The sequence below is a fragment of the Vibrio genomosp. F10 str. ZF-129 genome (assembly GCF_000287055.2).
Lineage (GTDB): Bacteria > Pseudomonadota > Gammaproteobacteria > Enterobacterales > Vibrionaceae > Vibrio.
Genome location: NZ_AJYQ02000001.1, coordinates 96905 through 123865, shown reverse-complemented (window position 1 = coordinate 123865; position 26961 = coordinate 96905). Strand labels below are relative to the sequence as shown.

The following is a 26961-nucleotide window of genomic DNA, read 5'->3' as shown; positions in this document are numbered from 1 at the left end:
GATGCGCTACCAAGCTGCGCTATTCACCGAGATGCCAATCAGCTATTCGCTGTCAACGGATTGGTATATTACTTATTAATTACGTTAACGCAAGCCCTTTGAAGGCTTTTTTCCTCAAAACCGTATCGTTCGATTAATTACCATCCAATTGCCCATAAACGTGATGGAAAACACACCATACCCATCAAACATTCACCAGCCTTATGAGATTTGATCTGGATCAGTAACGACCATTTAACCAACACGTAACATCAAAGCCATCACTAATAGTCGGAAGAAAATTATGGAATTATGGCTTCAACTCCTATTTGGCAACGCAGTGGGTCTTTCTTCAATGATCGTCATTTTTACCACTCTTAGTCTCATGCTCTTTTTTAGTGGTTTTTTCATCTACAAAATTTTTAAAGATGATCCATCAAACTAACGCCTAAAACGTCCTACCTTTCATTAGATAACGAACTCTATCGCAGAGAAGCCCGAGTGCTTGCTCTGCTTTCTGATTTCTGCTGGTGAAATTTTCTAGACTCCTCACGTTATCCAAATTAATCTCTTTAATAAAAGACCATTAATTGAGGGGCACTGATGTCTCATGATGACGACTTTTCTCTTTTTCAAGAGATGATGGGGGATGTAAAGCCCCTCACACACGACACTGCTGAATTAAAACACAAGCACAGCGTTTCTATTGCGCAACAAGCTAAGCAACAAGCGGCTATTTGGCTGACGGAAGACGACCCAGAATACCTATCTATTGATTACGCACCTCTGTTAAAGCCAGAAGATTTAATTCAATTCAAACGAGACGGTGTTCAACACGGTGTGTACAAAAAACTCCGCCTTGGGAAGTACCCTATTCAAGCAAAATTAGACCTTCATAAAAAGACACTCAAAGAAGCGCGTGAAGAAGTCGTAAAATTTCTAAAGCAGTGTTTACTGTGGGATATACGTACGGTACTTATTGTGCATGGCAAGGGCGCTCACTCTAACCCCCCTGCACTGATGAAAAGCCACCTTGCCAGCTGGGTGACGCAAATTCGGGATGTCCAATGCGCCCATAGCGCCCTTCAGTTTCATGGAGGAACCGGCGCGATTTACCTCATGCTACGAAAAAGTGATGATAAAAAAACCGAGAATAGAGAGCGTCATCAAAAACGAATGGGATAACTTTGAGTGAAATGCTACACTCCGCCCAATTAATAAGCGACATACTGCTTTGCTTAACATTAATCCGTTGTGAAACGTAACGAGGTCACTATGCCACAGAAAAAACAGACAACATCTCAGAACCAATCCACCATGCCACAAGATAATACTCAGTCTCAAGAAGGCGCTAAACGTCTCAATAAATTCATTAGTGAAACCGGATTTTGTTCACGCCGAGAAGCCGATAGACTTATTGAACAGGGTCGAGTCACCATTAATGGTTTAGTTCCAGAAATGGGCACTAAAGTCGTGGCGGGTGATGAGGTCTGCATTGATGATAATCCGGTTCGTTCTAAAGAAAAACCTATCTATATCGCCCTTAATAAGCCAACAGGGATTACCTGTACAACGGAACGAGATATTCCTGGCAACATCGTTGATTTTATTGGCCACCATAAACGAATCTTCCCTATTGGCCGCCTTGATAAGCCGTCCGATGGTTTGATTTTTCTGACCAATGATGGCGATATCGTCAATAAAATTTTGCGAGCAGGGAATAACCACGAAAAAGAGTATGTGGTTCGTGTCGACAAACCGATCACCGATGACTTCTTAAAACACATGGCTGCGGGTGTTCATATTCTTGATACCGTTACCTTGCCATGTAAAGTCTCTAAAGAAACCAAGTTCTCTTTTCGCATCGTACTGACTCAAGGTCTAAACCGTCAGATTCGTCGGATGTGTGAAGCGTTAGGCTATGAAGTGTTTAAACTTCGCCGAGTTCGCATCATGAATATCTCTATTGATGGTATCCCAAATGGAGAATGGCGCTACCTAAGCGCAGAAGAAGTGAATGAGATTCTCACGATGTGTGAAGACTCAAGCGGAACCGAAGATGCCTCAAAAAATGATGCGAAAGGCGTACGAATTCGTCGAGCTACGGACGCGAAGCTGTTTGATAGCCGTGAAGAAAATCAATCGAGCACCGCACGACGAAACCAGAAAAACCGTACCTTTAGAGGGCAAAATGCGGATGAGTTTCGTCACGCGCCAAACTCTAGCAAGGGCAAAAAGAACTTTCATGGCAAAGCACCGGTTCGTCCTGACCGCACTGGGGGAAATGCCTCGAATATGCACAGCGACGCTCACAATTCTTCTTCAAGAACACGAAAGCCGGGCACATTAAGCTTAAAAAAATAGTGCATCAAAAATAAAAAAGGGAGCGATGATCGCTCCCTTTTCGCATTATGGTCTATTTACGATTACTTCGTACCAAAAATCTTATCGCCAGCATCACCTAAGCCAGGGACAATATAACCTTTGTCGTTCAACTTTTGATCAATGGCAGCCGTGTACAGCTCAACGTCTGGGTGCGCTTTCTCTAATGCTTCAATACCTTCTGGCGCAGCAACCAATACCAACACCTTAAACTGAGTACAACCCTGCTCTTTTAGAAGATCAATGGTCGCGATCATTGACCCGCCAGTCGCTAGCATTGGATCAACAACAAGCGCGATACGCTCATCGATGTTAGAAGCCAGTTTATTGAAATAAGGGACAGGTTCTAATGTCTCTTCATCACGGTAAATACCCACAACGCTAATACGTGCGCTTGGCATATGCTCTAGTACACCATCCATCATACCCAGACCTGCACGCAAAATAGGCACTACCGTTACCTTTTTGCCTTTCAGTTGATCGACCTCTACAGGGCCATTCCAGCCTTCAATAGTCACTGTTTCTGTTTCAAAATCAGCTGTTGCTTCATAAGTAAGTAAACTTCCGACTTCGGTTGCTAACTCACGAAAACGTTTCGTGCTGATATCACCTTCTCTCATTAAACCAATTTTGTGTTTTACAAGAGGGTGCTTAACTTCAACCACTTTCATTTTCATCTCCGGCATTTTTAGTATTTTTGAACAAACCCTCAGATTATACACGATAACAAACTCTATTTCAGGATGGATAGATCAATAAAAAAACTCGCGCAAACGTTTGCTCTTTATGTTTAAGCACTGGTAGAATAGCGCCGTTTTCATATCCAACTTAAATCCGAGGACTTCCCTGTGAGCGCAAATAACTCTTCTCTAAGCTACAAAGACGCTGGTGTTGATATTGATGCAGGCAATGCGCTTGTTGACCGAATTAAAGGTGCGGTAAAACGTACTCGTCGCCCTGAAGTGATGGGTGGCATTGGCGGGTTTGGCGCTCTGTGTGAATTGCCAACCAACTACAAGCAACCTGTTTTAGTATCTGGTACTGATGGCGTAGGCACTAAACTCCGCCTTGCTTTGGATATGAACAAGCACGACACAATTGGTATCGATTTAGTCGCCATGTGTGTAAACGACCTGATTGTTCAAGGTGGAGAGCCGCTATTCTTCCTAGACTACTACGCAACCGGCAAGCTTGATGTCGATACTGCTGCAGACGTTGTGACCGGTATTGCTGAAGGTTGTATTCAAGCAGGCTGTTCACTTATTGGTGGTGAAACCGCTGAAATGCCTGGTATGTACGAAGGCGAAGACTACGATGTTGCTGGCTTCTGCGTCGGTGTTGTTGAAAAAGAAGACATTATTGATGGCACCAAAGTCGCGGCTGGTGATGCGCTTATCGCGGTTGGTTCAAGTGGCCCACACTCTAATGGCTACTCTCTTATTCGTAAGATTCTTGAAGTATCTGGCGCTGATAAGACGGAAGAACTAGACGGTCGCACTATCGGTGAACACCTTCTAGAGCCGACTAAAATTTACATTAAATCAGCACTTAAGATGATTGCAGAGCACGATATCCACGCGATCTCTCATATCACCGGTGGTGGTTTCTGGGAAAATATCCCACGCGTACTTCCTGAAGGCACCAAAGCGGTTGTTGATGGTTCAAGCTGGGAATGGCCTGCAATCTTCAACTGGCTACAAGAAAAAGGCAACGTAACCACTCACGAAATGTACCGCACCTTTAACTGTGGTGTTGGCCTCGTTGTTGCCCTACCTAAAGACCAAGCAGACGCAGCGGTTAAGCTTCTTCAACAAGAAGGTGAAAACGCTTGGGTTATCGGTGAAATCGCTCAAGCAAAAGCGGGCGAAGAACAGGTTGAGATCAACTAAATATGAAGAGCATAGTTGTTTTAGTTTCAGGGAATGGTTCTAACTTACAAGCGATTATCGATGCTTGTGAAACCAGTATTGATAGCGGTAAAGTGACGGCTGTTTTTTCGAATAAGGCAACGGCTTTTGCTCTTGAGCGAGCAAAAAAAGCGGGCGCAGATGGTATCTTTATCGATCCAGAAGCCTTTGATACTCGTGATGCATTCGACAGGGAATTAATGCGTCAGATGGATGGGTATCAGCCTGATTTAATCATTTTGGCGGGTTACATGCGTATTTTAAGTGGCGAGTTCGTTCGCCATTTCTTAGGCCGAATGATCAATATTCACCCTTCATTACTGCCGAAATATCCAGGTTTAAACACCTATCAACGAGCTATCCACGCCGGTGATGAAGAGCACGGTACAAGCGTGCATTTTGTTACCGAGCAACTCGATGGTGGCCCCGTTATCCTACAAGCAAAAGTGCCTATTTTTGATGAGGATACTGTTGAAGTGCTGACCGAACGTGTTCAAACACAAGAGCATAAAATCTACCCATTAGTGGCTCAATGGTTTGTTGATGGGCGCTTAAAAATGGAAGACGGTAAAGCATTCTTAGATGGTGAAAAACTGGGTATCCATGGATACGCTCAAGAATAGTTCTATTGATAGAGCAAACAGATAAACAAAAGGGTTGATGTGGAAGCATCAACCCTTTTTGTATCAATCTTCTTGCAACAGCCCTTCTTGCATCGCGTCAATATCGATTTAAGCTAATGGCTGATCAGGCGCTTGGCAGCGTGGTTTGGCTTCTGCAAACGCAACATTTTCTAACTTGTGCGCATTGCCATCAATTAACTCTCCAAAGTGAAAAATACCAAATTCGCTCGGCTTCATGCGATGCCATATTTCGTTGTCTGTTAAAGGCTGAGTGGCAACGACGGTGACAACATCATTAGGCGTGGTTTCTTCTAAAAAGTTAATGGTGACTTCTTCATCAATAAGGCTCGCCTTACCGAAAGGAGCTCGCCTTGTTATCCAATAAAGGTGATTAGTACAATACGTCATTACGTATTCGCCATCGGATAAAAGCATATTGAATACACCTTTCTCCTTTAATTGATCACAACACTGAGCAATGAATCGAAATGCCCCGACCATGTCTTGAGGCGGCTCTGGGTAACGTTCTTCTAACTGCTTCAATAACCAACAAAAAGACAACTCACTGTCGGTTTCTCCAACGGGCCTAAAGCGACCGGTGTTTAAGTCATCGTAATCGGACAACTGTCCGTTATGAGCAAAAGTCCAGTAGCGTCCCCATAATTCACGAGTGAACGGGTGAGTATTCTCCAAATTAACAGAGCCTCGATTGGCTTGTCTGATATGGCTCACGACAGCACGGCTTTTTATTGGGTAATGCTGCACTAATTCCGCTATTTTAGAATCGCAGCTCGGCTTCGGGTCTTTAAACGTTCGAAACCCTTTTCCTTCATAAAACGTAATTCCCCAACCATCTCGGTGTGGCCCTGTATTGCCACCACGCTGAATTAGCCCGGTAAAACTAAAACAGATATCGGTTGGTACATTAGCGCTCATTCCGAGCAATTCACACATGGCTTCATCTAATCCTTTAAGCAAATACGAACGTTGTTACGCCATCTCTTTTTCAATAAGCTGAATAACAATATGAATAATTTTGATATGGATCTCTTGGATACGGTCGGCATAACCAAAGTGAGGAACGCGAATTTCAACATCCGCTAGCCCGGCCATTTTGCCGCCATCTTTTCCGGTTAACGCGATTGTTTTCATGCCTTTTGCTTTTGCAGCATCTATCGCTTTCAAGATATTCCCTGAATTGCCTGACGTAGATAACCCAAACAGCACATCACCTTTTGAGCCAACGGCTTCGACATAACGAGAGAACACAGAATCATAGCCAAAATCGTTACTTACGCATGAAATATGGCTCGGATCTGAGATAGCGATGCCTGGATACCCCGGTCGGTTTTCTCGATAACGCCCTGTCAGCTCTTCTGCAAAATGCATAGCATCACAGTGAGAACCGCCATTGCCACAAGAGAGTACTTTTCCACCTTGCTTAAACGAATCGGCAATCAACTTAGCGGCGGCTTCAATTTGTGCCAAATTGTGTTCATCACTTAAAAACGCATTCAATACGTCGGCAGCTTCTGTCAGTTCGCTTTTAATTAATTCCTGATACATATCTGTGATCTCTTGTTGAATTGGGTTAAGCGTAATCTTTGTTACCACTTTACCCCTGAGTTTACTAAAACAAATTCCAGTGTCGATAGTTAGCCAGTAAGAAATCGAATTTAGGCACGCATTAATGAATATAAATCACCACTCACCGCTCACTATTAGAACTTTCACTCTACTTGGATCACTTTTTAACCACATTGGTATTTTACATTTTATTAATATATTGTTTACACTCTACTGGTTAGACCTCTTATGAGATTACAGTGCAATAAACGGCTAGAAAAGGAAAACGCCATGGAAACCTTGCTCTCTATACTTAGCTTCACCGCTATTTTTACCCTTTGTTTGTACCATCGAAGCTCGCTGGTGATGTCATTAGTGGCGCTCACAGCCACCATGTTTGCCCTATCAATATGGGGGAACGCAGGATTTTTGAGTTGGGCACTCTATTTTGCTGCGGTTGTGCTGTTTACCGTACCGTCAGTACGACAAGGTGTTTTCAGCCAAAAAGCGCTCACGCTGTTTAAAAAAGTCTTGCCAGCGATGTCGCAAACAGAAAAAGAAGCCCTCGATGCGGGTACCGTTTGGTGGGAAGCCGAACTGTTTAAAGGCAAACCGGATTGGAAAAACCTGCACAGCATCGCAGCGCCTAAGTTATCCAAAGAAGAAAAGGCTTTCCTTAACGGTCCGGTGAATGAAGTGTGCGCCATGGTTAATGACCACCAAGTCACTCATGAACTTGCCGATCTGCCTCCAGAGGTATGGCAATATCTAAAGGACCATAAGTTCTTTGCTATGATCATTAAGAAAAAATATGGCGGGCTTGAGTTTTCTGCCTACGCGCAATCTTTGGTCCTTCAAAAGCTCACCGGTGTGTCGAGCGTTCTATCATCAACCGTCGGTGTTCCAAATTCACTCGGCCCTGGGGAACTCCTCCAACATTACGGTACTGAAGAGCAAAAAAATCACTACCTACCTCGTCTAGCGAATGGCATCGAAATACCTTGTTTTGCTTTAACCAGCCCAGAAGCTGGCTCAGATGCAGGTTCAATTCCAGACTTTGGGGTTGTTTGTAAAGGTAAGTGGCAAGGCAAACAGGTGTTGGGCATGCGCCTAACATGGAATAAGCGCTACATTACACTTGCACCGGTCGCAACGGTACTCGGTTTAGCATTTAAACTGCGAGATCCAGATGGGTTACTGGGTGACAAGCCAGATCTAGGGATCACCTGTGCATTGATCCCGACTGACCTGAAAGGCATAGAGATCGGCAACCGTCACTTCCCTCTTAATGTTCCATTTCAAAATGGCCCAACCCAGGGGAAAGACATCTTTGTTCCGATTGACTTCATCATCGGCGGCGAAAAAATGGCGGGACAAGGCTGGAGAATGCTCGTCGAGTGCTTATCCGTGGGGCGTGGTATCACTCTGCCTTCAAATTCAACCGGTGGTCTTAAATCAGCAGCGTTAGCAACCGGAGCTTATGCTCGTATTCGCCGCCAGTTCAAGCAACCTATTGGTCACATGGAAGGGGTAGAAGAGCCCCTAGCACGCCTTGCTGGTAACGCTTACGTCATGGACGCTGCGAGTAGCCTAACCGTAGCAGGTATCGATTTAGGCCAAAAGCCGTCTGTTATTTCTGCCATCGTTAAGTATCACTGTACTCACCGTGGACAACGCAGCATCATTGATGCAATGGACATTGTCGGCGGAAAAGGCATTTGCTTGGGGCCTTCGAACTTTTTAGCGCGCGGTTACCAAGGGTCGCCAATCGCTATCACTGTAGAAGGTGCCAATATTCTCACTCGATCGTTGATCATCTATGGTCAAGGAGCGATTCGTTGTCACCCATACGTTCTCGACGAAATGAATGCGGCGCATTCCGAGGCCAATGATGCGTTAGAGAAATTCGATGCGGCATTAGCAGGTCACGTGACGTTTACCATGAGTAATCTGGTTCGCAGCCTGTGGTTTGGTTTCACTGATGGCTTTGGCTCTGAGGCTCCGACCAAAGATTTCACTAAGCGTTACTATCAGCAGTTGAATCGTTACAGCGCGAACATGGCATTACTATCGGATATTTCAATGGTTGTGTTAGGCGGTTCGTTAAAGCGCAAAGAGCGAATGTCTGCTCGACTGGGTGATATTCTAAGCCAACTTTACCTCAGTTCTGCGACGCTGAAACGCTTTGATGAAGATGGACGCCCTCAAGAAGATAAAGCTATGGTTGACTGGGGCCTGCAAGATAGCTTGCAACAAACGGAAGTAGCGATTGATGAATTTTTAGCGAACTTCCCTAACCGAGTTATCGCTTCAGCGCTTCGTATCCTAATTCTACCTTTTGGTAGAGTACGCCGAGCACCAAGCGATAAGCTGGACAGTAAAGTGGCAAAAATCATTCAAACTCCAAGTGAGACTCGTTCTAGAATTGGTCGAAACCAGTACCTTGAAGATACGCCGTTTAATCCAGTTGGCCGCATAGAGAAAGCACTGGAGATCATTCTTCAAGCTGAGCCAATCTTCGATAAAGTGTGCAAGGGGATAGAGCAGCGTAAAGCGTTCTTAGCACTCGATAAGATTGCTGAAATCGGATTAGAAAACAACCTTATCGATGACGCAGAAGCGGCGATACTGAGAAAAGCAGAAGTGGAGCGTCTGTACGTGATCAATGTTGACGACTTCAGCCCCGAGGACCTTGCTGCAAAGCCTCAATATCCTGCCGTCGGTAACGTAGCCTAAAAATCGCTCTCTCAAATAGCAAGCACTAAAAGGCCGATTAACCACTGAGTTAATCGGCCTTTTCTCTACCCATTTATCAACGGTTATTGCTTATCTGTTTACCTGTCTATCTGTTTAATTTTGCTATGAGATTGGCTATTGGTTCAAATCACAACATTACTTTACGCTTTATTTCTTAGGCATATCCAACTGCATTTCTGGTAACGCCTTTTTAGCCGCATTGAGTTTTCGTCGTATGAACCACACCGCCAGCCCCACTAAAATGGCCACAATATTGCCGACACCAATGATAATCATGCTGCGTGTTCGAGCCGCTTCCTTCTCTTCTTTGATTCGTAGCTCTTCGAGAAGTTGCTGCTGTTTTCTCTGTTGCTCTTCTTGAATCAACCGTGTTTTCTCAAAATCGATTTCCTCTAAAATATTATAACTTTGATCGGTCACCATAAACGCCAGCGGTCTACCTGTCGCCATATCCGTTGCAAACACCTTTCCTTGCCATTGATAGTGACCCACTTTGTCACTATTGGGTATCCAAAGATCCAGCTTTTCCGATTCTTCAATGGCACTGCCAGACACGGAGGTGAGTTCACCGTCACTATTGGTGTGGTCAATTTGTGCCGCCAAAGACCCAGGCTTGACCATACCCTGCTCTCCGGAGAGAATAATTTGGTGAGCCGTTTCAGCATCTCGAGATTGAATAAAGGTATGCTGAATCGGTGTTGGATAAACCAGCACCTCTTGCTCTTGAGCCCTTAAAAAGATGCCATTTCCTGATGTGATTCTTACCCGGTATTTACCTGGCTGCGAGGATATTGGTAAAGCCACGGTAAATATTCCGTCGCCAGGAAATTCATCAAGTCCTGTTCCATCATCAGAAAAGACACCCAAAACCTCAGGAACTGGCTTGGCTTCGCTGATCAAGTCCTGCTCATTTTCCACAAACTTCGTAAACGTCACTTTAAGGCTGATTCGATCAAGAAAATCCCTAAGAATCAGAGGTTCACCATCTGAGGTCAATTTCGCGGTGAATTTGATCTCTTCACCTTGGTATAAACGGGTTGGGAATGTATCGCTTTCTAACGCTAAATGAGAGATAAGTAAGATTCTATTTTTGGGCGTGACTTTGCCCACCGCTTGCCAAGGACCCGGCATAGGATCGTCAATGGAAATAATGTCCAGCGATGATTCTTGATACCATTGAACGTTGTCAGGACTTCGCCACGCATAATATTTTTTGCCATCGGGCCTAACCAACACAACGGGTTTAGAAGATTGTTCGCGATAAATGACAAAAGTAATTTGCTTTATCGTAGGATCCACTCGAAAACGATTATCGAGCAACGACATAGAAGATTCTTCACTGGCGACACTCGTACTAAAGCACAGCATCAAGCTCATGAACGTGATTAAAATCCTCAATGGTATTTCTCCTGTTTTTAGCAAGGGCTTATTACTTTAGCCAGAGGCAGTTGCCATTTTCTTGTACGATATCAAGCCTTTCTTGATGTGCTTTTACTTCATCGGCCGTTGCTAGTAAAACCTTTAGCGCTTTTCGGTCTGTGTTGATACGTTTTATCGTTACACCACTAATTCCACCTGCTTCAGAGCTAAATTGAAGCGACGTTTGCCCCCCCGTCATCGCCAAGTAGACGTCAGCTAGAATTTCCGCATCGAGCAAAGCGCCGTGAAGAATACGAGCTGAGGTATCAATAGTGTAGTGCTTTGCCAATGAATCCAGGTTCTTCCTAGCTGGCATGTTTGGCATGCGCTTCGCCATGGCGAGGGTGTCGGTGACCTCACAATAGTCCGTGGTTTGACCCGCAGAGCTATCAAACATTCTGAATTCATGATCCATAAAGCCCACATCAAAGGGAGCATTGTGGGCAACTAATTCGGCACCTTTAATAAACTCAATAAATTCTTGATGTACTTCGCTATAAGACGGCTTGTCTGATAAAAATTCATCGGTAATACCATGAACTTCTATCGCATCAGGCTGAATCTCACGGTCTGGCTTGATATAGACATGAAAATGCCGACCAGTGAGCTTTCGACCGATGATCTCGACAGCACCAATCTCTATAATACGATGCCCTTGATAGGTAGGCCCACCTTCTCTATTCATACCGGTGGTTTCGGTATCGAGAACGATGATTCGTTTTTGCTCTACATTTTGCTCTAAATTGCTACTGGTATTCATATTTAATTATGTGTCAGACTATGCGAATAATATGCTTAACCCAATAGTATCAAATCATGACGAAACAAGTGGAAATTTTCACAGATGGTTCTTGTTTAGGCAATCCAGGCCCTGGTGGTTATGGTGTTGTATTACGCTATAAAGAAACGGAAAAAACACTCGCCAAAGGCTATAACCTGACCACCAACAATCGCATGGAGATGCTTGCCGCCGTTGTTGCTTTACAAACTCTGAAGGAGCCCTGTGAAGTGATACTTACCACAGATAGTCAGTATGTTCGCCAAGGTATTACGCAATGGATTCATAACTGGAAAAAGCGTGGCTGGAAGACGTCAGCGAAGAAACCTGTAAAGAACGCTGATTTATGGCAGGCGCTAGACAAAGAGACCGCGCGTCACACGGTCGATTGGCGCTGGGTTAAGGGCCATGCGGGGCACAGAGAAAACGAAATGTGCGATGAATTGGCACGTACCGCAGCCGAAAATCCAACAGAAGAAGATACCGGTTACGAAGCAGGTTAACGATTTAGATCACTGAGGACCTAAAATAAAACCAAGAAGCGGCGATTCTTGGTTTCTTACCTCAAACTCAAATCAGTTTTTATCTACCCAATTTTTCTGTACAACGCGATTCACTCGATAGTTAATACTGACTGGCGATAATCTTCGTTTTAATCGCCAGTGCGGCTTGATCGGTTTTAAAGGATAAGTACGCTTGCGCGCCACCACGAAATAAAGGCTTCCTAATGGGCTAGCCCAATCACCTAAACTGTTCTCACACCATGTCCACATCGGTTGATATTTTTGCATAGGGAACAGTGCAAATGTATCACTTTCAATCACCTGATAATTCAATAACCCTAACCAATCTTTAATTCGGTTCGGTGTGAACATTCGCCCGCTCCAAGGTAAATTATTTTTCCGCCATGGGAGGAATCGAGCAAAGCCGGTGATGCTGATCGGATTGAACCCTGTGAGAATGAGGTAACCATCATCAATCATCACTCTATCAACTTCTCGCAACATTCGGTGAGGATCGTTACAGTAATCGAGTTGATGAGCCATAATCACCGTATCAAAGCTTTTTTCCAAAAAAGGCAAATCATAACCGTCAGCGATCACATTGTGCAGAGGGTTATGAACATCTAGATTGACTTGATGTTGGATATTGCAGTGTTGACTTGCCAGCTCACAGCTTAAACCGCCCAGCTTCAACATATGATACCCAAATAACTTTGGACACCACTCATCAAGGCGTGTTTGAATAGCGTTGTTCACCCACTCGCCATTTTTAAGCTGAGACCATGAGTGTGGCTTTTCAAGCTTCTTTTCATTGCGTGCTGGATTCATTAATAACCTGCTTCAACCTAGGTGACGGGAGACTCAACCATGATACGTATCAAAAGCATACCTGCATTTAATGATAATTACATCTGGGTGATAGAAAATAGAGAAGGCCGTTGTGTTGTGGTCGATCCTGGTGATGCGAATCCAGTGCTGCCTTACTTAGAAGCGCATCAACTGACGTTAGACGCCATCCTAATTACCCATCATCATCATGACCATATAGGCGGTGTTCCTGAGCTCGTTCGCCAGTATCCCGGCATTGATGTTGTCGGCCCGGAAAAAGAGCCGATTCCAACACTCACACACGCCGTAAATGGTGGGGATAAAATCGAGTTATTTGGAGAGTCTTTCGATGTGCTCGACTTAGCGGGTCATACACTCGGACATATTGGTTATGTCGGTGCTGGGCATCTATTTTGTGGAGACACGCTTTTCTCGGCGGGTTGTGGTCGAGTTTTTGAAGGGACTTACGCGCAGATGCACACGGCGTTGGATCAACTAGCCGCACTGCCTGAAGAAACAAAAATCTACTGCGCCCACGAATACACGGCCAGCAATGTTTCTTTTGCATTGGCGGTTGAGCCAGAGAATCAGCGACTTCACCAGTACCGAGATGATGTCAATCGCCTTCGTGCACAGAAGCAATCTACCCTTCCTAGCTCTATCAAACTTGAAAAGCTGATCAACCCATTTCTTCGTTGCAAAGAGGAATCGGTCATTAAATCGGTGACAAATCGAACAGAAAACATTGACCCGCTCTCCGTTTTTTCCGCGTTACGTGAGTGGAAGAACGAATTTTAGCATTTTCTAGCTTGTCACTTGTAGGGGCAGACCAGTATTATCAGCAGCTGTTTTAAAAAAGGGCTGTTACATGCGAGTAAAATACAGCTGGGTTTTGGCACTGTTACTAACAGGCTGCCAACTTACTCAGCCACCGGAGTCATCTTCTACTACAGGGGAGTATGAAACCTCACAACCAACGCAAGATGTGGCTCACCTGCCAACATCAACGGGAGACAATCAAGGTGAGTTAAAAGCAACAGCACCTAAATTAAAACCTATTGCTGAAGTGACCCCACAAACTCAACAAGATATCTGGCACCGTATTGGAATGCAGTTACAAATGGAGGTCCCAGATCACAAGAGTGTTGACTATTACCGCACTTGGTATCTCAAGCATCCAGGGCATTTAAGAACGGTCTCCAAACGTGCTGAACCTTTTTTATATCTGATTGTTAATGAAATTGAGCAAAGAGGTCTTCCACTCGAGCTTGCTTTACTTCCTATTGTAGAAAGTTCTTTTGATGCTTTCGCTTATTCACATGGCAGTGCTGCAGGGCTGTGGCAGTTTGTTCCTGCCACCGGGGAGTATTTCGGTCTAGAACAGAATTTTTGGTACGATGGCCGTCGTGATGTGGTTGCCGCAACCGATGCAGCGTTAACCTACTTAACACGATTAAACACTCGTTTTGATGGCGACTGGAATCACGCAATCGCGGCTTACAATAGCGGTGGCGGGCGCCTCAACAGTGCTATCCGTAAGAATCGAAACTTGGGAAAATCTACTGACTTCTTCTCATTAGATCTGCCAAAAGAAACCAGCGGTTATGTGCCTAAGCTTCTCGCCCTTGCTGACATCATAGCCAATCAAGAAAAGTATGGTATCGAAATACCCGCCATTTCAAACACCCCGGTTGTTGAACTCGTCAATCCTAACGATCAGCTCGATCTCGCGATTGCGGCCAATTATGCCAACATTTCAGTGAAAGAACTTCAAAGCTTAAACCCAGCGTACAACCAATGGGCAACCGCACCGGATAAACATCAGCAATTGTTGTTACCGGTAAGCTCCGTGGCACAATTTACCCAAAAAGTAGAAGAAAACAGAGGTAAAGGTATGCGTTTGGTCCGCTACCAAGTGCAATCTGGCGACACCCTCAGCGTTCTAGCAAACAAATACAACACCACGACTCGTGTTATACAAACCGCGAATAACTTACCCGGTCATAATATTCGAGTTGGGCAACACTTAATGATTCCAACATCGACTCAAGACGAAAAGGCCTACGCTCTGAGCGCGACAAACCGATTAGCAAAAACCCAATCACGCTCCAGAGGCCAGTATAAATTGACCCATAAGGTACAAAGTGGCGATAGCTTGTGGACGATAGCAAGAGCAAATAAAGTCTCTCATCAATCATTAGCAAAATGGAATGGTATGGGCCCACGCGACACACTTCGTATCGGTCAAGAATTGGTTATCTGGAAAAAGGGATCGGACGGTTCGGTGATTCGTACGGTTTTCTATCAAGTACGTACAGGGGATACCATCAGTGGCATCGCCAATAAATTTAAAGTAAAGAGTAATGATATTGTGAAATGGAATGAACTGAATAAAGGCAAATACCTGCAGCCTGGACAAAAACTAAAATTGTACGTTGATGTAACCAAGGTGAGTGTATGATTTCGTCTAGTAACCCACTTATGATGTTAGTGGATATTTTCCGATCGCCTTCTTCTGCTTTTGTCACGCTGCACAAACATGCGGTATGGGGTTGGCAGCCTTATCTATTTCTTGTATTGAGCCCTTTCTTATTTTGGGGCGCTTACTTTGACCTCGTTAATTTTGACTGGTTATACGCAGAGCTATCGACCCAACTAGCACAAACAAACCCTGCGCAACTTGAGCTTCTAGACGCCAATACCTTAATGGCAGGTGAAATCATTTCAGATGTTCTTGGTCGAACAATGTCCATTATCATGCTCGCGTTATGGTTTAACCTAGCAACAAAAGCCAGCCAACAACCTCAGAGTTTTTGGCGCTGGTTTGCCGCCTGTTCAGTCATTATGTTCCCTGCCATTATTGGTGATTTTGCTAGCTATGTGAGTGTGCTTTTAAAGCATGGACAGGTGATGACATACGCTGCCGATCTCAACAGTCTCAATGGTCTTATCAAGCTACCGCTCACCAATGACTGGTCTCAGTTTGCCAGCGCGGTTCCTTTGCTATTACCCTGGTATATCGTTCTTGGTTATGCGGCAGTGCTAACTTGGACAGAATTTGAGCGTGGGCAAGCTATCGTTATTTCCGCCCTCCCATGGGTTGGGTATTTCTTAGTTTGGGCTATTTATATTGTCGTCAGCTAAAGCGTGAACCGTTGACGGGCGAGCTATAGAGAAAAACTCACTAATAATGGGTTATGGTCAGAAGCATCACTTTGTGGTGCTTCTGCTTTTTTTAAAGTCAAACCTCGATAAAAGACATGATCGAGAGCCAAACCATTCAAAAATTGCTTACGATTATCGGGCATAAAAGTCGCCGCTATTAAGCCTAAAGGTCGCAAGTGCTCTGCCAGTTCATTCATTCGCTCATGGCTCCAACTGTTAAAGTCTCCAGCAAAAATAATCGGCCCTTCATGCTGTAGCAACGCTTTCACTAGGGCATTCAATTGTTGCTGATATTCAGCAACCCCATAGGTAAAATTAACCGCATGAATATTCACGACCGCTAACTGCTGACCATCAGACAATGAATATAAAGAAAACAACGCCGATTTAGGCAACCTCAGCCAGGGTTCAACAACCAAGTAAGCACAGACTAAAGCGGGCGAGTCGGCAGCAATAGTGAGGACACCCGATGACACATCAAACGCCTTAAACGCTTCAACTTGATTTCCCTGCCACCCTTTTTCGATTAACCACCCTTTAAAAGAATCGGTCATGCTGGCTTCTTGCAATAAAATCAATTGACGAGATTGGGACAGTGACGTCAGTGCTTCATTCCAGTTGGAACGATTTTGCTTGTATATATTCCAGACCAGAACATCTAATTTCCCTTCATTATCAATTGATAGAGTGTTGGATTCTTGATGGCACTGAAGCTTAGGCGGTGAATGGGTATTGAGTGCATTAGTATTAAGTACCGTGACACTGGCCTCTGTTGATACACTGAAGATGAAATAAACAGAAAAAAAACCCAATACACTCAATACTAATGCTAGGAAAAAGAGATGCGTTCTGTTCATATCGATCCATCAAGCATATTGATTGCCTTAGGTAGGTGCAAGGAGCTAGGTGATAAGAAGTCAGAGAGAGTAAAAAAAGAAAGGAGAAAGGAGCCCAAAGGCTCCTTAGATTGCCTCTTCGTCTTCTTCGCCCGTACGAATACGTACGACACGTTCCACATCGGTTATGAAGATCTTACCATCGCCTATTTTTCCCGTTTGCGCTGTTTCAATAATAGAATCAACACACTGCTCTGCAACGTCATCCGTCACGACAATCTCAAGCTTTACCTTAGGTAGGAAATCCACCATGTACTCTGCACCACGGTACAGTTCAGTGTGGCCTTTCTGGCGTCCGAAGCCTTTCACTTCAGAAACTGTCATCCCTGTAATACCCACTTCCGCTAATGCTTCTCGTACATCGTCTAATTTAAACGGCTTAATAATGGCTTCAATCTTTTTCATTTTCATCCCTTAAATGTCAATAATCTGCCTATTATTGACTAGCTAAAATCAACAATCAACTGACTGTTAATAATCAACTAACTGAATAGTCACAAATAAAAAGCCCAAGCAAATAGCTTGGGCTCAAATGTTCTGTCGTATTACTTTAAGCTTGAATAATACGCAGCGAGATTGGCGATATCTTCATCACTCAATAGACTTGCCTGTGCTTGCATAACAGCTGCTAGACCACCATTACGCTGCTTATCTTTATACGCTTTCATCGAGCTCACTAAGTACTGCTCATTTTGTCCTTTTAGGTGTGGGTAACCTGGAATCATTGCCATACCATCTGCACCATGACATGCAGCACAAATAGCAGCTTTAGCTTTTCCAGCGGCGACGTCACCAGCCAATGCATGACCACTTAACAAGCCCATACCTAGAATCAATCCAATTGCTACATTTCTCATTGCTTTTCCCTTTTTTTATTTTAATACTTCTTTCTTTATAGTTATTTTTGCACAAATTCCAACTTTTTGTCCCAATAAACTTCACAATCGTGCCCTTGGTAGGGTTTGGTTACAAAAAGCCCCATCACAGCGACAACATGGCTGTCATTCATAATGATGGGAGTTCGACGCCTTAACCAGCTTGGCACCTGATACTCTTGAAACAGCTTTTTCAATTTACGGCTATGCCCCCGAGACGAAGGATGCGCCGCTAGCCCCTGCGGGTCAAAAATGACACTCAACGAGCCAATATAGTCACCTCGAATAGAGACCGTCTGGCAAGCATCAACCGAAGTGTCATTCCCTCGCACTGAGTCATGTGGCCTAAGAGTGATCTCCCCTAACCCATCAGGCAGCAACAGAGTGGTATTAGGGCTTAACGGCGCTGTCCATTGACTTACGTCCGAGTGGTCAGCGATAAAATACAATCCATTGTTAAATCGTCTTATCTGGCCATTCAATAGGTTAAGCTGAGGATTCGCGTCACTCTTGGCGCCAATCACTTGCTCAAGAATCGCCTCTAAATGCTGACGACTTGGCATCAAGGAGCCACAACGCTCAAGCCACATCCTCAATAATCGCTTTTGGGCAAGTACCGAATAGGTGGAAAGTGTCGATAAGACCACCTGATTATCATCGCCAACCATTTTTATCAACGCCGGTTGTAAAAGCTCATCAAGCAAGGTTTCTTGTTCAGCACATAAGGCCGCGCTTCTTTGTACCGATTGAGAAAAAGAAGGCCAACGGTCTAGCAAAGGAGGCGTAATACTGTGACGGATAAAGTTTCTATCAAATCGAGTATCTAGGTTGCTTTCGTCTTCAATCCAGTCCAATGACTGCTGATGAGCAAACTGTTCAATTTCTTTTCTACTGGCTGTCAACAATGGACGTAATTGGTAACCTAATTCAAATGGTAAACATTCCGCCATTGAGGATAACCCTTTAGGGCCACTGCCACGCTTGAGAGCCAGTAAAAAGGTTTCAACTTGATCATCTCGATGCTGACCGGTCAACAGTAAATCATCACGGTGTATGTGTTTAGCTAGAGCGGAATAGCGAGCATCACGAGCTAATTTTTCAATGCTTTCACCAGAGTCTTTTTTTAATACCACTTTTTCAACGGCAAGCGGAATGTCTAAGTCTCGACACCAACGATCACATTGACTCACCCATTCATCGGCATTCTCACTCAAACCATGATGAACATGCACTGCCAAACATATTACGTCAGGGTATTCAGTTTTATACAGCATCAATAATTCGAGTAGTACCCGAGAATCGACACCACCACTCAAGGCCAGTACGAGTCGAGAATCTGGCTTTTTATGCTGGGTAATCACTTGGGTAAAAAGTGTATATAGGGGGTTCATTGCAATACTCTGATGACCTTTGACTTAAATATCTTACGTCAAGCCATCACTACGACCAAACGTCAGATACAAAAAAGAGCTAACCGTGTTAGCTCTTTTGTTCATTACTAAACCATGATTAGCAGTAGCCATAACTCATTAAGCGCTGGTAACGACGCTCTAACAATGAGTCGTTATCAAACTGCTCTAGTTCTTCTAATTGCTTAATCAATGTTGCTTTGATGTTTTCTGACACTTCCGCATAATTTCTATGCGCACCACCTAAAGGCTCTTCGATAATTTCATCGATCAACTCAAGCTCTTTCAAACGTGGTGCAATTAGGCCCATCGCTTCTGCCGCTTGTGGCGCTTTATCTGAGTCACGCCATAAGATAGAGGCACAGCCTTCAGGAGAGATAACCGAGTATGTCGAATATTGCAGCATGTTAACGTAGTCGCCCACACCGATAGCAAGAGCACCGCCAGAACCGCCTTCACCCACAACATTACAAATAACAGGCACTTTTAAGCCAGCCATGACCTTCAAGTTTTTCGCGATGGCTTCAGATTGCCCACGCTCTTCTGCGCCCACACCTGGATAAGCACCAGCGGTATCGATAAAGGTTATAATTGGCATCTTAAAGCGCTCTGCCATTTCCATAAGACGTAACGCCTTGCGGTAACCTTCCGGCTTAGGCATACCAAAATTACGTATGACTTTTTCTTTTGTTTCACGGCCTTTCTGGTGACCGATGATCATAACAGGACGACCTTCTAGGCGGGCAATACCCCCTACGATCGCTTTGTCATCAGCGAAAGCACGATCACCTGCCAACTCTTCAAACTCGGTAAAGACACTTTCTACATAATTCAGTGTGTAAGGACGCTGTGGGTGACGCGCTAGTTGAGCGGTTTCCCATGCGCCAAGATCACTAAAGATTTTCTTTTTCAGTTCTAAACTTTTCTTTTCAAGCTGCTGAATTTCTTTATCTAAATCAACGGCTGTATCGCCGCCGTGACGAGATACATCACGTAAAGCTTCAATTTTTGCTTCTAGTTCAGCAATTGGCTTTTCAAATTCAAGAAAGTTGAGGCTCATCTATTGATCCTTTTCTACTTAGCGTCCTATATGAGGCTAAATTTTAGTTAAATTCGAGTTCTACCTGGTTACGACCAAGTAGCAGTTTCAATTCGTCTAACAATACATCACTGGGCGTCACTCGCCATTCAGTACCAAGCGTGAGTCGAGCTCTGGCATCAAGTCGCTGATAATATATATTGACAGGGATGGTCCCTGCTCGATGAGGCTCTAGAATTTGGCTAAAGCGCTCAAAAAATTGATTGTTTATTTGTGATTCATTAATGGACACCGATAGACCTCGAGCATATTTCTCTCGAGCGGTTCCTAGATCCAACAGTTCGCGCGCTGACATTTTAAGACCACCATTGAAATCATCAAAGCTGACCTGTCCAGAAATGACCAGTATTTTATCTTTTTCTAACAATTCTGCATACCGATCAAGCGCATCTGAGTACAACATCACTTCCATTCGGCCAGAACGGTCATCGATTGTCATCAAACCAATGCGAGCGCCTCGCTTAGTGGTCATCACTCTTGCAGCAATAACAAGACCTGCAATGGTCACGGATTGATCTCGTCTTGTCGGTGTTGCGTCTTTTAATCGACAGCTGGTGTATTTTGTTAGCTCTTTCAAATAAGCATTGATCGGATGCCCAGTTAAATACAAGCCTAGCGTGTCTCTTTCGCCTTCTAACCACACTTTTTCCGGCCAGGGTTCCACTTTTGTGTACTTATGCTCGATGACATCGGCTTCTTCTGTCAACACACCAAACATATCACCTTGACCAAATGCTTCTGCTTGATGATGCTGGCTAGCCCCTTTTACTGCGTCTTTGAGCGACGCCATTAAAGCGGCTCGATGCGGTCCTAATCGATCCAGTGCCCCCGCGTAAATGAGTTTTTCTATCACACGTTTATTGACACGCTTTAAATCAATACGCGCACAGAAATCAAATAAGTCTTTGAAGTGGCCGCCGTTGTTTCTTGCTTCTAAAATCGCTTCAATCGGTCCTTCACCAACACCTTTGATTGCGCCGATTCCATACACAATCGCACCGGTTTCATCCACATTAAATCGGTATAGCCCCGCGTTAATGTCCGGTGGCAGTAACCTGAGCTTCATGCGGATACATTCGTCAACCAAGCCGATCACTTTCTCGGTGTTGTCCATATCTGCCGTCATTACCGCCGCCATGAACTCGGCTGGATAGTGCGTTTTAAGCCACAATGTTTGATAAGAAACCAAAGCATAAGCGGCAGAGTGAGATTTGTTAAACCCGTAGCCTGCAAATTTTTCTACTAGGTCAAAAATCTTCATCGATAGTTCACCATCGACACCGTTTGCTATAGAGCCTTCTTTAAAGATGCTACGCTGCTTGGCCATCTCTTCTGGCTTTTTCTTACCCATTGCACGACGCAGCATATCGGCTCCGCCAAGCGTATAGCCAGCGAGGATCTGTGCAATCTGCATGACCTGTTCTTGATACAGGATGATGCCGTAAGTAGGCTCTAGCGTCTCTTTTAGCGATTCGTGTTGCCACGTTTCATCTGGGTACGACACGGCCTCGCGACCATGCTTACGGTCGATAAAGTTATCTACCATGCCTGATTGCAACGGACCCGGGCGGAACAAGGCAACCAATGCGATAATGTCTTCAAAACAGTCAGGTTGAAGTCGTTTGATCAAGTCTTTCATGCCACGGGATTCCAGCTGGAATACCGCCGTTGTTTCAGAGTTTTGTAACAGGTTAAATGAGGCTTGGTCGTCGAGTGGAATAGACTCAATTCGAATCGGATCTTTGCCTTCTTTGGCTAAACGTGGATTCACGAGCCCTAGCGCCCAGTCAATGATCGTTAACGTTCGAAGCCCTAAGAAATCGAATTTAACTAAACCCGCAGTTTCGACATCATTCTTATCAAACTGGGTAACCGGAAAATTCCCTTCCGAATCACAATACAGAGGTGCGAAGTCAGTAATGGTGGTTGGCGAGATAACCACACCACCAGCGTGCTTACCTGCGTTTCGGGTACACCCTTCTAAAATTCGGCACTTATCGATGAGCTCTTTAACTTCATCATCGTTGTTATAAAGCTCAGGCAGCGCAGGCTCAGCATCAAATGCTTTTGCCAATGTCATGCCTGGATCTGGCGGAATCAACTTAGAGAGACGGTCGACAAAGCCAAACGGATGACCAAGGACTCGCCCTACATCTCGAATAACCGCCTTTGCAGCCATGGTTCCAAACGTAATGATTTGGGATACCGCATCACGGCCATACATTTCTGCTACATGGTCAATCACCTGATCACGTTTATCCATACAAAAGTCGATATCGAAATCGGGCATGGAAACACGTTCTGGGTTTAAGAAACGTTCGAAAAGTAAATCGTATTCAAGTGGATCGAGATCGGTGATATCAAGCGCGTATGCCACTAAAGAACCCGCACCAGAACCTCGCCCAGGCCCCACAGGAACATCGTTATCTTTGGACCACTGAATAAATTCCATAACGATAAGGAAGTAGCCTGGGAAACCCATGTTATTAATAACTTCGAGCTCTATGGCTAAACGTTCATCGTATTCAGGGCGTTTTTGTGCGCGAATTTCTTCATCGGGAAATAAAAATGCTAAACGTCTTTCTAATCCTTCCTGAGATTTTTTGATCAAGAAGTCTTCGATTTTTAAACCTTCGGTTGGGAAATTAGGTAGAAAATACTCTCCTAAACGAACGGTAACATTACAGCGCTTGGCAATTTCTACGCTGTTTTGCAGTGCTTCTGGTATATCAGCGAACAGCTCGCACATTTCCTCTTCAGTACGCAAATATTGCTGTGCACTGTAATTTTTTGGACGCCTTGGGTCTTCTAGCGTAAAGCCGTCGTGAATCGCAACGCGTATTTCATGGGCTTCAAAAAGGTCTTCGGTTAAAAACACCACTTCATTGGTCGCAACAACTGGAAGATCTCGCTGTTCCGCTAGTTCTACGGCAAAGTGCAAATAGGTCTCTTCATCCACACGACCTGTTCGTATCAGCTCTAGATAGAAACGATCAGCAAAATGTGTTTTATAAAAGGCAACACACTCTTCGACAAGTTCGTTGTTGCCTTTCAACAAGGCTTTACCAATATCACCATGTTTACCGCCAGAGAGAATAATTAGCCCTTCGGACAGCTCAATGAGCCACTCTTTATCAATAACGGTCTGGTGAAGTACTTGCCCACGAAGATAAGCTTTTGAGATAAGCAGTGTGAGGTTTTTATAACCAATATTACTGGACGCGAGAATGGTCAGCTTAGAAAACTCATCACCAAATTCGTTCGATCGAACCGAGAAATCCGCACCAATGATCGGTTTAATCCCGCAGTTATGAGCGGTTCCATAAAACTTAACCAAACCACACAAGTTGGTAAAATCGGTCAGAGCCATAGCGGGCATGCCCATTTCAGCGACTTTCTTTACCAACGGTGGGACTTTGGATAAGCCATCGACCATGGAGTAGTCACTGTGAACACGAAGATGAATAAACTTGGGATCTGACATGGATGGTTTCCTAAGCGGCATCGCTCTGTTTTAATGCCGCTAATATCATATTAAGTAGAAGCTTTCGCTATTTTACGTCATTGACGAGAGGAATAAAGGGGCTGACTACTTTAATCCCAAAACTCTTTTTACAGGTTTGAAGCTTTTACGGTGTTCTTCAATCACGCCAAACTCTTCAATCGCCGCAAAGTGCGCTTTTGTCGGGTATCCTTTGTGTTTCGCAAAGCCAAACTGTGGATATATTTTATCTAAGGCTTCCATTTCTTGGTCGCGTACCACTTTGGCAATAATTGATGCAGCGCTAATTTCGGCCACGCGTAAATCGCCTTTGACCACAGCTTGCGCGTCCATATCGAGTTGAGGCACTTTATTCCCATCAATAAGCGTGAGGTCAGGTTTGATGGCGAGTCCTGCTACCGCTCTTTGCATCGCCACCATAGTGGCCTGTAAGATATTCAGTTCATCGATTTCTTGTGGCGAGCAGCGACCCACTGACCAAGCCAACGCTTTTTGTTTAATTTCAGGTAACAGTGCTAAGCGTTTTTTCTCAGATAACTTCTTAGAATCGTTTAATCCTGCAATGGGATTATTAGGATCAAGAATAACAGCAGCTGTGACGACATCGCCGACCAACGGGCCTCGCCCAACTTCATCGACCCCAGCAACCAATTGATAACCCATAGGATATTCGAATGGAGGAAGTACTGTTTTTACTGCTTTATTTACCGCCATAACCCGACCTTACTGTTTCTCTATCAACTTTAATACTGCCGCTGCTGCTTGCTGATCGGCATCTTTTTGGATCCACTGGTGCATTTCAGTGAACGTATTCATCAGTTCAGAATTGTCATTTTCGATCACCTTCTCCATCGCGGGGAAGAGAAAATCGGGGTGGCATTCTTCTTGAATAAACTCTTTGACTAATTCTTTGCCCGCCAACACATTTGGCAGCGAGACAAATTCGGTAATCGATAGCTTTTGAGCAATCCACCCGGTTAATTTATTGACTTGGTAACCCACCACCATCGGGCGTTTCACCAACATACATTCCAGAGCAACCGTCCCTGAAGCCAGCAATACCGCATCAGCAGCGGTCATCACATTACGTGCGGTATCTTCAATAATGACAAATTCAAGTTCAGGAGCTGTAGCCTGCCAAATACGTTCAAACTGCTCACGGCGCTTTTTATTGACCGCGGCGACCACAAACCCCATATCGGGGTATTTTTTGTGGACTCTCTGACAAGTTTCAATAAATGGTTTGGCAATTAGAGCGACTTCTCCACCACGGCTTCCAGGAAGAACCGCAAGCCACTTTCTGTCTTGCTCCAACTGTAACAACGATCTGGCTTGAGCTTTATCACTCACAAGCGGGATAGCGTCAGCCAGTGTGTGCCCAATGAATTCACAAGCCACATTGTATTTATCATAAAACGCTTTTTCAAAAGGCAAAAATGCTAACACCAGATCCGTTGCTGCATCAATTTTGAAGATACGCTTTGGTCGCCAGGCCCAAACGGAAGGGCTGACATAGTGGACCGTTTTTATTCCAGCGTCTTTCAGTGTTTTTTCTAACCTTAGATTGAAATCAGGGGCATCTATTCCAACAAAAACATCCACTGGATTTTGGATAAAATACTTAACCAGTTCCTTTTTCACATGAAGTAATCGCGGTAAGCGGCCAAGCACTTCAACCAACCCCATCACGGCAAGCTCTTCCATTTCAAACAAAGATTCACAACCTTGAGCCATCATTTTGGGACCGCCAATACCGACAAATTCTGCGTCAGGATATTGGGCTTTTATAGACCGAATAAACCCTTCGCCTAGCGTATCCCCCGACAGTTCGCCAGCAACGATGCCGATTCTTAAGGGCTTGTTAGTTTGTTTCGTCATTTATGTGGCACCTTTTGTTTGGAGGTATTTTTAGGAACGGGGGTAGCTTGTGTCATTGGTTTTTAAAAACGGTAGTTTTATTGGCACTTAAAATAAAAAAGATCGCTGAATTTAGCGATCTTTTCTTAATATACTTAACGCAATTATCGAATGATACCGCGTTCCGAACTCTCAAGCATATCGATCATCGGCTTGATTGATGGGAACTCTGCCGCCATTTCAAGCAATACTGGTTTCGCTTCTTCTAGCGTTTTACCGGCTCGGTAGATTTCCTTATACGCTTTTTGCAGTGCTCTGATCTCTGTTCTTTCAAAACCATTACGCTTCAAACCGACTAGGTTCAAGCCAAATGGCGTTGCGTGGTTTCCTTGTGCAAGCACATATGGAAGCACATCTTGCACAACAGCGGAACATCCCCCCACGTAAGAGTACGCACCGACAGAGCAGAAAGGATGGATAGCCGATAAAGCCATCACGCCAGCATGGTCACCAACGGTAACATGACCACCTAAAATGGCGTTGTTACCGATGTGAGTGTGGTTACCAACGATGACATCATGGGCAATATGCGCATTAACACACAGTAGGTTATCGTCACCAATCACTGTGGTCGCTTTATCTTGCGTGGTACCACGGTGAATCTGAACACTTTCACGAATCACATTTCGGTCACCAACAACCACCGTTGTCGCCTCACCACCGTACTTTTTATCTTGATTCTCTTCACCAATAATGGCGTAAGGGAAAATACGATTATCTTTACCGATTGTCGTATTACCTTTGATCACGATGTGCGACATGATTTCAGTGTTCTCACCAATGACAACGTTTCCTGAAATATAGGTAAACGGCCCCACGGTCACATTGGCTTCGATTGTTACTTCACCCTCAATAACCGCTGATGGATGAATTTTTGCAGTTTCATGAATCATATTAGAACTCTCGGCGAGCACATTTTAGCTCAGCAGAACAGACCACGACACCATCGACAGTCGCTACACCATTAAAGGCAGCAATACCGCGACGCTCTTTAATAAATTCAACTTTGATCACCATTTGATCACCGGGAACAACGGGTTTACGGAATTTCGCTTTATCAACACTCGCAAAGTAGTAAAGCTCGTTATCAGCTGGCGCACCAAACGATTTGAAACCCAATAGGCCCGTGGCTTGTGCCATGGCTTCTAGAATCAACACACCAGGGAATACAGGCAGCTGTGGAAAATGACCGGTGAACTGTGGCTCGTTTACTGATACATTTTTAATCGCCGTTAAGTGTTTAGCTTCTTCATAATCCGTCACACGGTCAATGAGTAAGAATGGGTAGCGATGAGGAAGTAACTCCTGAATTTCAGTAATGTTCATCGTTTTATTTTCAGTAGTCAAAGTCATATT

25 protein-coding genes and 1 pseudogene are annotated in these 26961 nt (G+C 44.5%); 10 read left to right on the top strand and 16 right to left on the bottom strand.

From position 1 onward, the window contains the following. The first annotated feature begins 283 nt into the window (after window positions 1–283). From A1QO_RS00550 to rluF, 3 genes are all read left to right on the top strand, one after another. Window positions 284–424 carry a DUF3149 domain-containing protein gene (locus A1QO_RS00550; protein ID WP_017035100.1) on the top strand — a complete coding sequence of 47 codons (141 nt, stop codon included), beginning with the start codon at window positions 284–286 and terminating at the stop codon, window positions 422–424. Between the two features lie 158 nt (window positions 425–582). Continuing rightward, the gene (smrA, locus tag A1QO_RS00545) at window positions 583–1164 is read left to right on the top strand and encodes a DNA endonuclease SmrA (protein WP_017035099.1); all 582 of its coding nucleotides are present in this window, start codon (window positions 583–585) and stop codon (window positions 1162–1164) included. Between the two features lie 132 nt (window positions 1165–1296). Continuing rightward, window positions 1297–2343: a 23S rRNA pseudouridine(2604) synthase RluF gene (gene rluF / locus A1QO_RS00540; protein WP_026026738.1), complete on the top strand. Its 1047-nt coding sequence runs from the start codon at window positions 1297–1299 to the stop codon at window positions 2341–2343. Window positions 2344–2405: 62 nt separating this feature from the next. On the opposite strand, the gene upp is transcribed toward rluF, so the two are convergent. Continuing rightward, entirely contained in the window at window positions 2406–3032 is a 627-nt protein-coding gene (gene upp, locus A1QO_RS00535) for a uracil phosphoribosyltransferase (RefSeq protein ID WP_017035097.1), read from the bottom strand. Between the two features lie 177 nt (window positions 3033–3209). Here upp and purM point away from each other — a divergent pair, with 177 nt between their 5' ends. Both purM and purN read left to right on the top strand, forming a co-directional pair. After that, window positions 3210–4250, top strand: a complete 1041-nt coding sequence (purM, locus tag A1QO_RS00530) for a phosphoribosylformylglycinamidine cyclo-ligase (protein ID WP_017035096.1) — start codon at window positions 3210–3212, stop codon at window positions 4248–4250. 2 nt (window positions 4251–4252) lie between these two features. After that, a complete protein-coding gene (purN, locus tag A1QO_RS00525) occupies window positions 4253–4891 on the top strand; it encodes a phosphoribosylglycinamide formyltransferase (RefSeq protein WP_017035095.1) in 639 nt (212 codons plus the stop codon). Between the two features lie 108 nt (window positions 4892–4999). On the opposite strand, the gene A1QO_RS00520 is transcribed toward purN, so the two are convergent. Both A1QO_RS00520 and lpcA read right to left on the bottom strand, forming a co-directional pair. Continuing rightward, the gene (locus A1QO_RS00520) at window positions 5000–5845 is read right to left on the bottom strand and encodes a class II glutamine amidotransferase (RefSeq protein WP_017041175.1); all 846 of its coding nucleotides are present in this window, start codon (window positions 5843–5845) and stop codon (window positions 5000–5002) included. Between the two features lie 36 nt (window positions 5846–5881). Further along, window positions 5882–6457: a D-sedoheptulose 7-phosphate isomerase gene (lpcA, locus tag A1QO_RS00515; protein ID WP_017038744.1), complete on the bottom strand. Its 576-nt coding sequence runs from the start codon at window positions 6455–6457 to the stop codon at window positions 5882–5884. A gap of 291 nt (window positions 6458–6748) precedes the next feature. Here lpcA and fadE point away from each other — a divergent pair, with 291 nt between their 5' ends. Further along, window positions 6749–9193 (top strand): acyl-CoA dehydrogenase FadE, encoded by a 2445-nt coding sequence (gene fadE / locus A1QO_RS00510; protein WP_017038743.1) that lies wholly within the window; start codon window positions 6749–6751, stop codon window positions 9191–9193. A gap of 168 nt (window positions 9194–9361) precedes the next feature. Here the strand turns inward: fadE and A1QO_RS00505 are convergent, their stop codons facing one another. Next, window positions 9362–10591 carry a TIGR03503 family protein gene (locus A1QO_RS00505; RefSeq protein ID WP_017041174.1) on the bottom strand — a complete coding sequence of 410 codons (1230 nt, stop codon included), beginning with the start codon at window positions 10589–10591 and terminating at the stop codon, window positions 9362–9364. Between the two features lie 52 nt (window positions 10592–10643). Further along, window positions 10644–11393: a DNA polymerase III subunit epsilon gene (gene dnaQ, locus A1QO_RS00500; RefSeq protein WP_017035090.1), complete on the bottom strand. Its 750-nt coding sequence runs from the start codon at window positions 11391–11393 to the stop codon at window positions 10644–10646. Window positions 11394–11449: 56 nt separating this feature from the next. Between dnaQ and rnhA the strand changes: the two genes are divergently transcribed. Beyond that, on the top strand, window positions 11450–11914 hold the full coding sequence (rnhA, locus tag A1QO_RS00495; protein WP_017035089.1) for a ribonuclease HI: 465 nt from the start codon (window positions 11450–11452) through the stop codon (window positions 11912–11914). 72 nt (window positions 11915–11986) lie between these two features. On the opposite strand, the gene A1QO_RS00490 is transcribed toward rnhA, so the two are convergent. Continuing rightward, window positions 11987–12742: a class I SAM-dependent methyltransferase gene (locus tag A1QO_RS00490; protein WP_017035088.1), complete on the bottom strand. Its 756-nt coding sequence runs from the start codon at window positions 12740–12742 to the stop codon at window positions 11987–11989. 39 nt (window positions 12743–12781) lie between these two features. Here A1QO_RS00490 and gloB point away from each other — a divergent pair, with 39 nt between their 5' ends. The 3 genes and pseudogenes from gloB to A1QO_RS00475 all read left to right on the top strand — a co-directional run bounded on the left by gloB (window position 12782) and on the right by A1QO_RS00475 (window position 15886). Next, complete coding sequence (gloB, locus tag A1QO_RS00485; RefSeq protein ID WP_017041173.1) at window positions 12782–13540, top strand: hydroxyacylglutathione hydrolase; 759 nt, start codon at window positions 12782–12784, stop codon at window positions 13538–13540. Between the two features lie 265 nt (window positions 13541–13805). After that, window positions 13806–15203: pseudogene (locus tag A1QO_RS00480) on the top strand (LysM peptidoglycan-binding domain-containing protein); the annotation flags it as partial. After that, on the top strand, window positions 15200–15886 hold the full coding sequence (locus A1QO_RS00475; protein WP_017038739.1) for a YIP1 family protein: 687 nt from the start codon (window positions 15200–15202) through the stop codon (window positions 15884–15886). The pseudogene A1QO_RS00480 and the gene A1QO_RS00475, both read left to right, overlap by 4 nt. A gap of 23 nt (window positions 15887–15909) precedes the next feature. On the opposite strand, the gene A1QO_RS00470 is transcribed toward A1QO_RS00475, so the two are convergent. From A1QO_RS00470 to fabZ, 10 genes are all read right to left on the bottom strand, one after another. Then, the gene (locus A1QO_RS00470; protein WP_017040063.1) at window positions 15910–16764 is read right to left on the bottom strand and encodes an endonuclease/exonuclease/phosphatase family protein; all 855 of its coding nucleotides are present in this window, start codon (window positions 16762–16764) and stop codon (window positions 15910–15912) included. Between the two features lie 105 nt (window positions 16765–16869). After that, the gene (gene glnB, locus A1QO_RS00465; protein WP_017035083.1) at window positions 16870–17208 is read right to left on the bottom strand and encodes a nitrogen regulatory protein P-II; all 339 of its coding nucleotides are present in this window, start codon (window positions 17206–17208) and stop codon (window positions 16870–16872) included. A 140-nt stretch (window positions 17209–17348) separates the two neighbouring features. After that, a complete protein-coding gene (locus tag A1QO_RS00460; protein WP_017035082.1) occupies window positions 17349–17660 on the bottom strand; it encodes a c-type cytochrome in 312 nt (103 codons plus the stop codon). 41 nt (window positions 17661–17701) lie between these two features. Then, a complete protein-coding gene (gene tilS, locus A1QO_RS00455) occupies window positions 17702–19069 on the bottom strand; it encodes a tRNA lysidine(34) synthetase TilS (protein WP_017038737.1) in 1368 nt (455 codons plus the stop codon). Between the two features lie 118 nt (window positions 19070–19187). Beyond that, the gene (accA, locus tag A1QO_RS00450) at window positions 19188–20147 is read right to left on the bottom strand and encodes an acetyl-CoA carboxylase carboxyl transferase subunit alpha (RefSeq protein WP_017038736.1); all 960 of its coding nucleotides are present in this window, start codon (window positions 20145–20147) and stop codon (window positions 19188–19190) included. Between the two features lie 43 nt (window positions 20148–20190). Next, on the bottom strand, window positions 20191–23670 hold the full coding sequence (gene dnaE, locus A1QO_RS00445) for a DNA polymerase III subunit alpha (protein WP_017035079.1): 3480 nt from the start codon (window positions 23668–23670) through the stop codon (window positions 20191–20193). Between the two features lie 105 nt (window positions 23671–23775). After that, the gene (gene rnhB, locus A1QO_RS00440) at window positions 23776–24402 is read right to left on the bottom strand and encodes a ribonuclease HII (RefSeq protein WP_017040062.1); all 627 of its coding nucleotides are present in this window, start codon (window positions 24400–24402) and stop codon (window positions 23776–23778) included. Between the two features lie 9 nt (window positions 24403–24411). After that, window positions 24412–25566: a lipid-A-disaccharide synthase gene (gene lpxB, locus A1QO_RS00435; RefSeq protein WP_017040061.1), complete on the bottom strand. Its 1155-nt coding sequence runs from the start codon at window positions 25564–25566 to the stop codon at window positions 24412–24414. Window positions 25567–25709: 143 nt separating this feature from the next. Next, window positions 25710–26498 carry an acyl-ACP--UDP-N-acetylglucosamine O-acyltransferase gene (gene lpxA / locus A1QO_RS00430; protein WP_017035076.1) on the bottom strand — a complete coding sequence of 263 codons (789 nt, stop codon included), beginning with the start codon at window positions 26496–26498 and terminating at the stop codon, window positions 25710–25712. Between the two features lies 1 nt (window position 26499). Continuing rightward, window positions 26500–26952, bottom strand: coding sequence for a 3-hydroxyacyl-ACP dehydratase FabZ (fabZ, locus tag A1QO_RS00425; RefSeq protein ID WP_026026737.1), 453 nt, complete (start codon window positions 26950–26952; stop codon window positions 26500–26502). Between the last annotated feature and the right edge of the window lie 9 nt (window positions 26953–26961).

Bases quoted from the DNA above. Each gene is read 5' to 3' on its own strand.
- A1QO_RS00550 (WP_017035100.1), top strand. From the start codon at position 284: ATGGAATTATGGCTTCAACTCCTATTTGGCAACGCAGTGGGTCTTTCT.
- smrA (WP_017035099.1), top strand. From the start codon at position 583: ATGTCTCATGATGACGACTTTTCTCTTTTTCAAGAGATGATGGGGGAT.
- rluF (WP_026026738.1), top strand. From the start codon at position 1,297: ATGCCACAAGATAATACTCAGTCTCAAGAAGGCGCTAAACGTCTCAAT.
- upp (WP_017035097.1), bottom strand. From the start codon at position 3,032: ATGAAAGTGGTTGAAGTTAAGCACCCTCTTGTAAAACACAAAATTGGT.
- purN (WP_017035095.1), top strand. From the start codon at position 4,253: ATGAAGAGCATAGTTGTTTTAGTTTCAGGGAATGGTTCTAACTTACAA.
- A1QO_RS00520 (WP_017041175.1), bottom strand. From the start codon at position 5,845: ATGTGTGAATTGCTCGGAATGAGCGCTAATGTACCAACCGATATCTGT.
- lpcA (WP_017038744.1), bottom strand. From the start codon at position 6,457: ATGTATCAGGAATTAATTAAAAGCGAACTGACAGAAGCTGCCGACGTA.
- fadE (WP_017038743.1), top strand. From the start codon at position 6,749: ATGGAAACCTTGCTCTCTATACTTAGCTTCACCGCTATTTTTACCCTT.
- A1QO_RS00505 (WP_017041174.1), bottom strand. From the start codon at position 10,591: ATGAGCTTGATGCTGTGCTTTAGTACGAGTGTCGCCAGTGAAGAATCT.
- dnaQ (WP_017035090.1), bottom strand. From the start codon at position 11,393: ATGAATACCAGTAGCAATTTAGAGCAAAATGTAGAGCAAAAACGAATC.
- rnhA (WP_017035089.1), top strand. From the start codon at position 11,450: ATGACGAAACAAGTGGAAATTTTCACAGATGGTTCTTGTTTAGGCAAT.
- A1QO_RS00490 (WP_017035088.1), bottom strand. From the start codon at position 12,742: ATGAATCCAGCACGCAATGAAAAGAAGCTTGAAAAGCCACACTCATGG.
- gloB (WP_017041173.1), top strand. From the start codon at position 12,782: ATGATACGTATCAAAAGCATACCTGCATTTAATGATAATTACATCTGG.
- A1QO_RS00475 (WP_017038739.1), top strand. From the start codon at position 15,200: ATGATTTCGTCTAGTAACCCACTTATGATGTTAGTGGATATTTTCCGA.
- A1QO_RS00470 (WP_017040063.1), bottom strand. From the start codon at position 16,764: ATGAACAGAACGCATCTCTTTTTCCTAGCATTAGTATTGAGTGTATTG.
- glnB (WP_017035083.1), bottom strand. From the start codon at position 17,208: ATGAAAAAGATTGAAGCCATTATTAAGCCGTTTAAATTAGACGATGTA.
- A1QO_RS00460 (WP_017035082.1), bottom strand. From the start codon at position 17,660: ATGAGAAATGTAGCAATTGGATTGATTCTAGGTATGGGCTTGTTAAGT.
- tilS (WP_017038737.1), bottom strand. From the start codon at position 19,069: ATGAACCCCCTATATACACTTTTTACCCAAGTGATTACCCAGCATAAA.
- accA (WP_017038736.1), bottom strand. From the start codon at position 20,147: ATGAGCCTCAACTTTCTTGAATTTGAAAAGCCAATTGCTGAACTAGAA.
- dnaE (WP_017035079.1), bottom strand. From the start codon at position 23,670: ATGTCAGATCCCAAGTTTATTCATCTTCGTGTTCACAGTGACTACTCC.
- rnhB (WP_017040062.1), bottom strand. From the start codon at position 24,402: ATGGCGGTAAATAAAGCAGTAAAAACAGTACTTCCTCCATTCGAATAT.
- lpxB (WP_017040061.1), bottom strand. From the start codon at position 25,566: ATGACGAAACAAACTAACAAGCCCTTAAGAATCGGCATCGTTGCTGGC.
- lpxA (WP_017035076.1), bottom strand. From the start codon at position 26,498: ATGATTCATGAAACTGCAAAAATTCATCCATCAGCGGTTATTGAGGGT.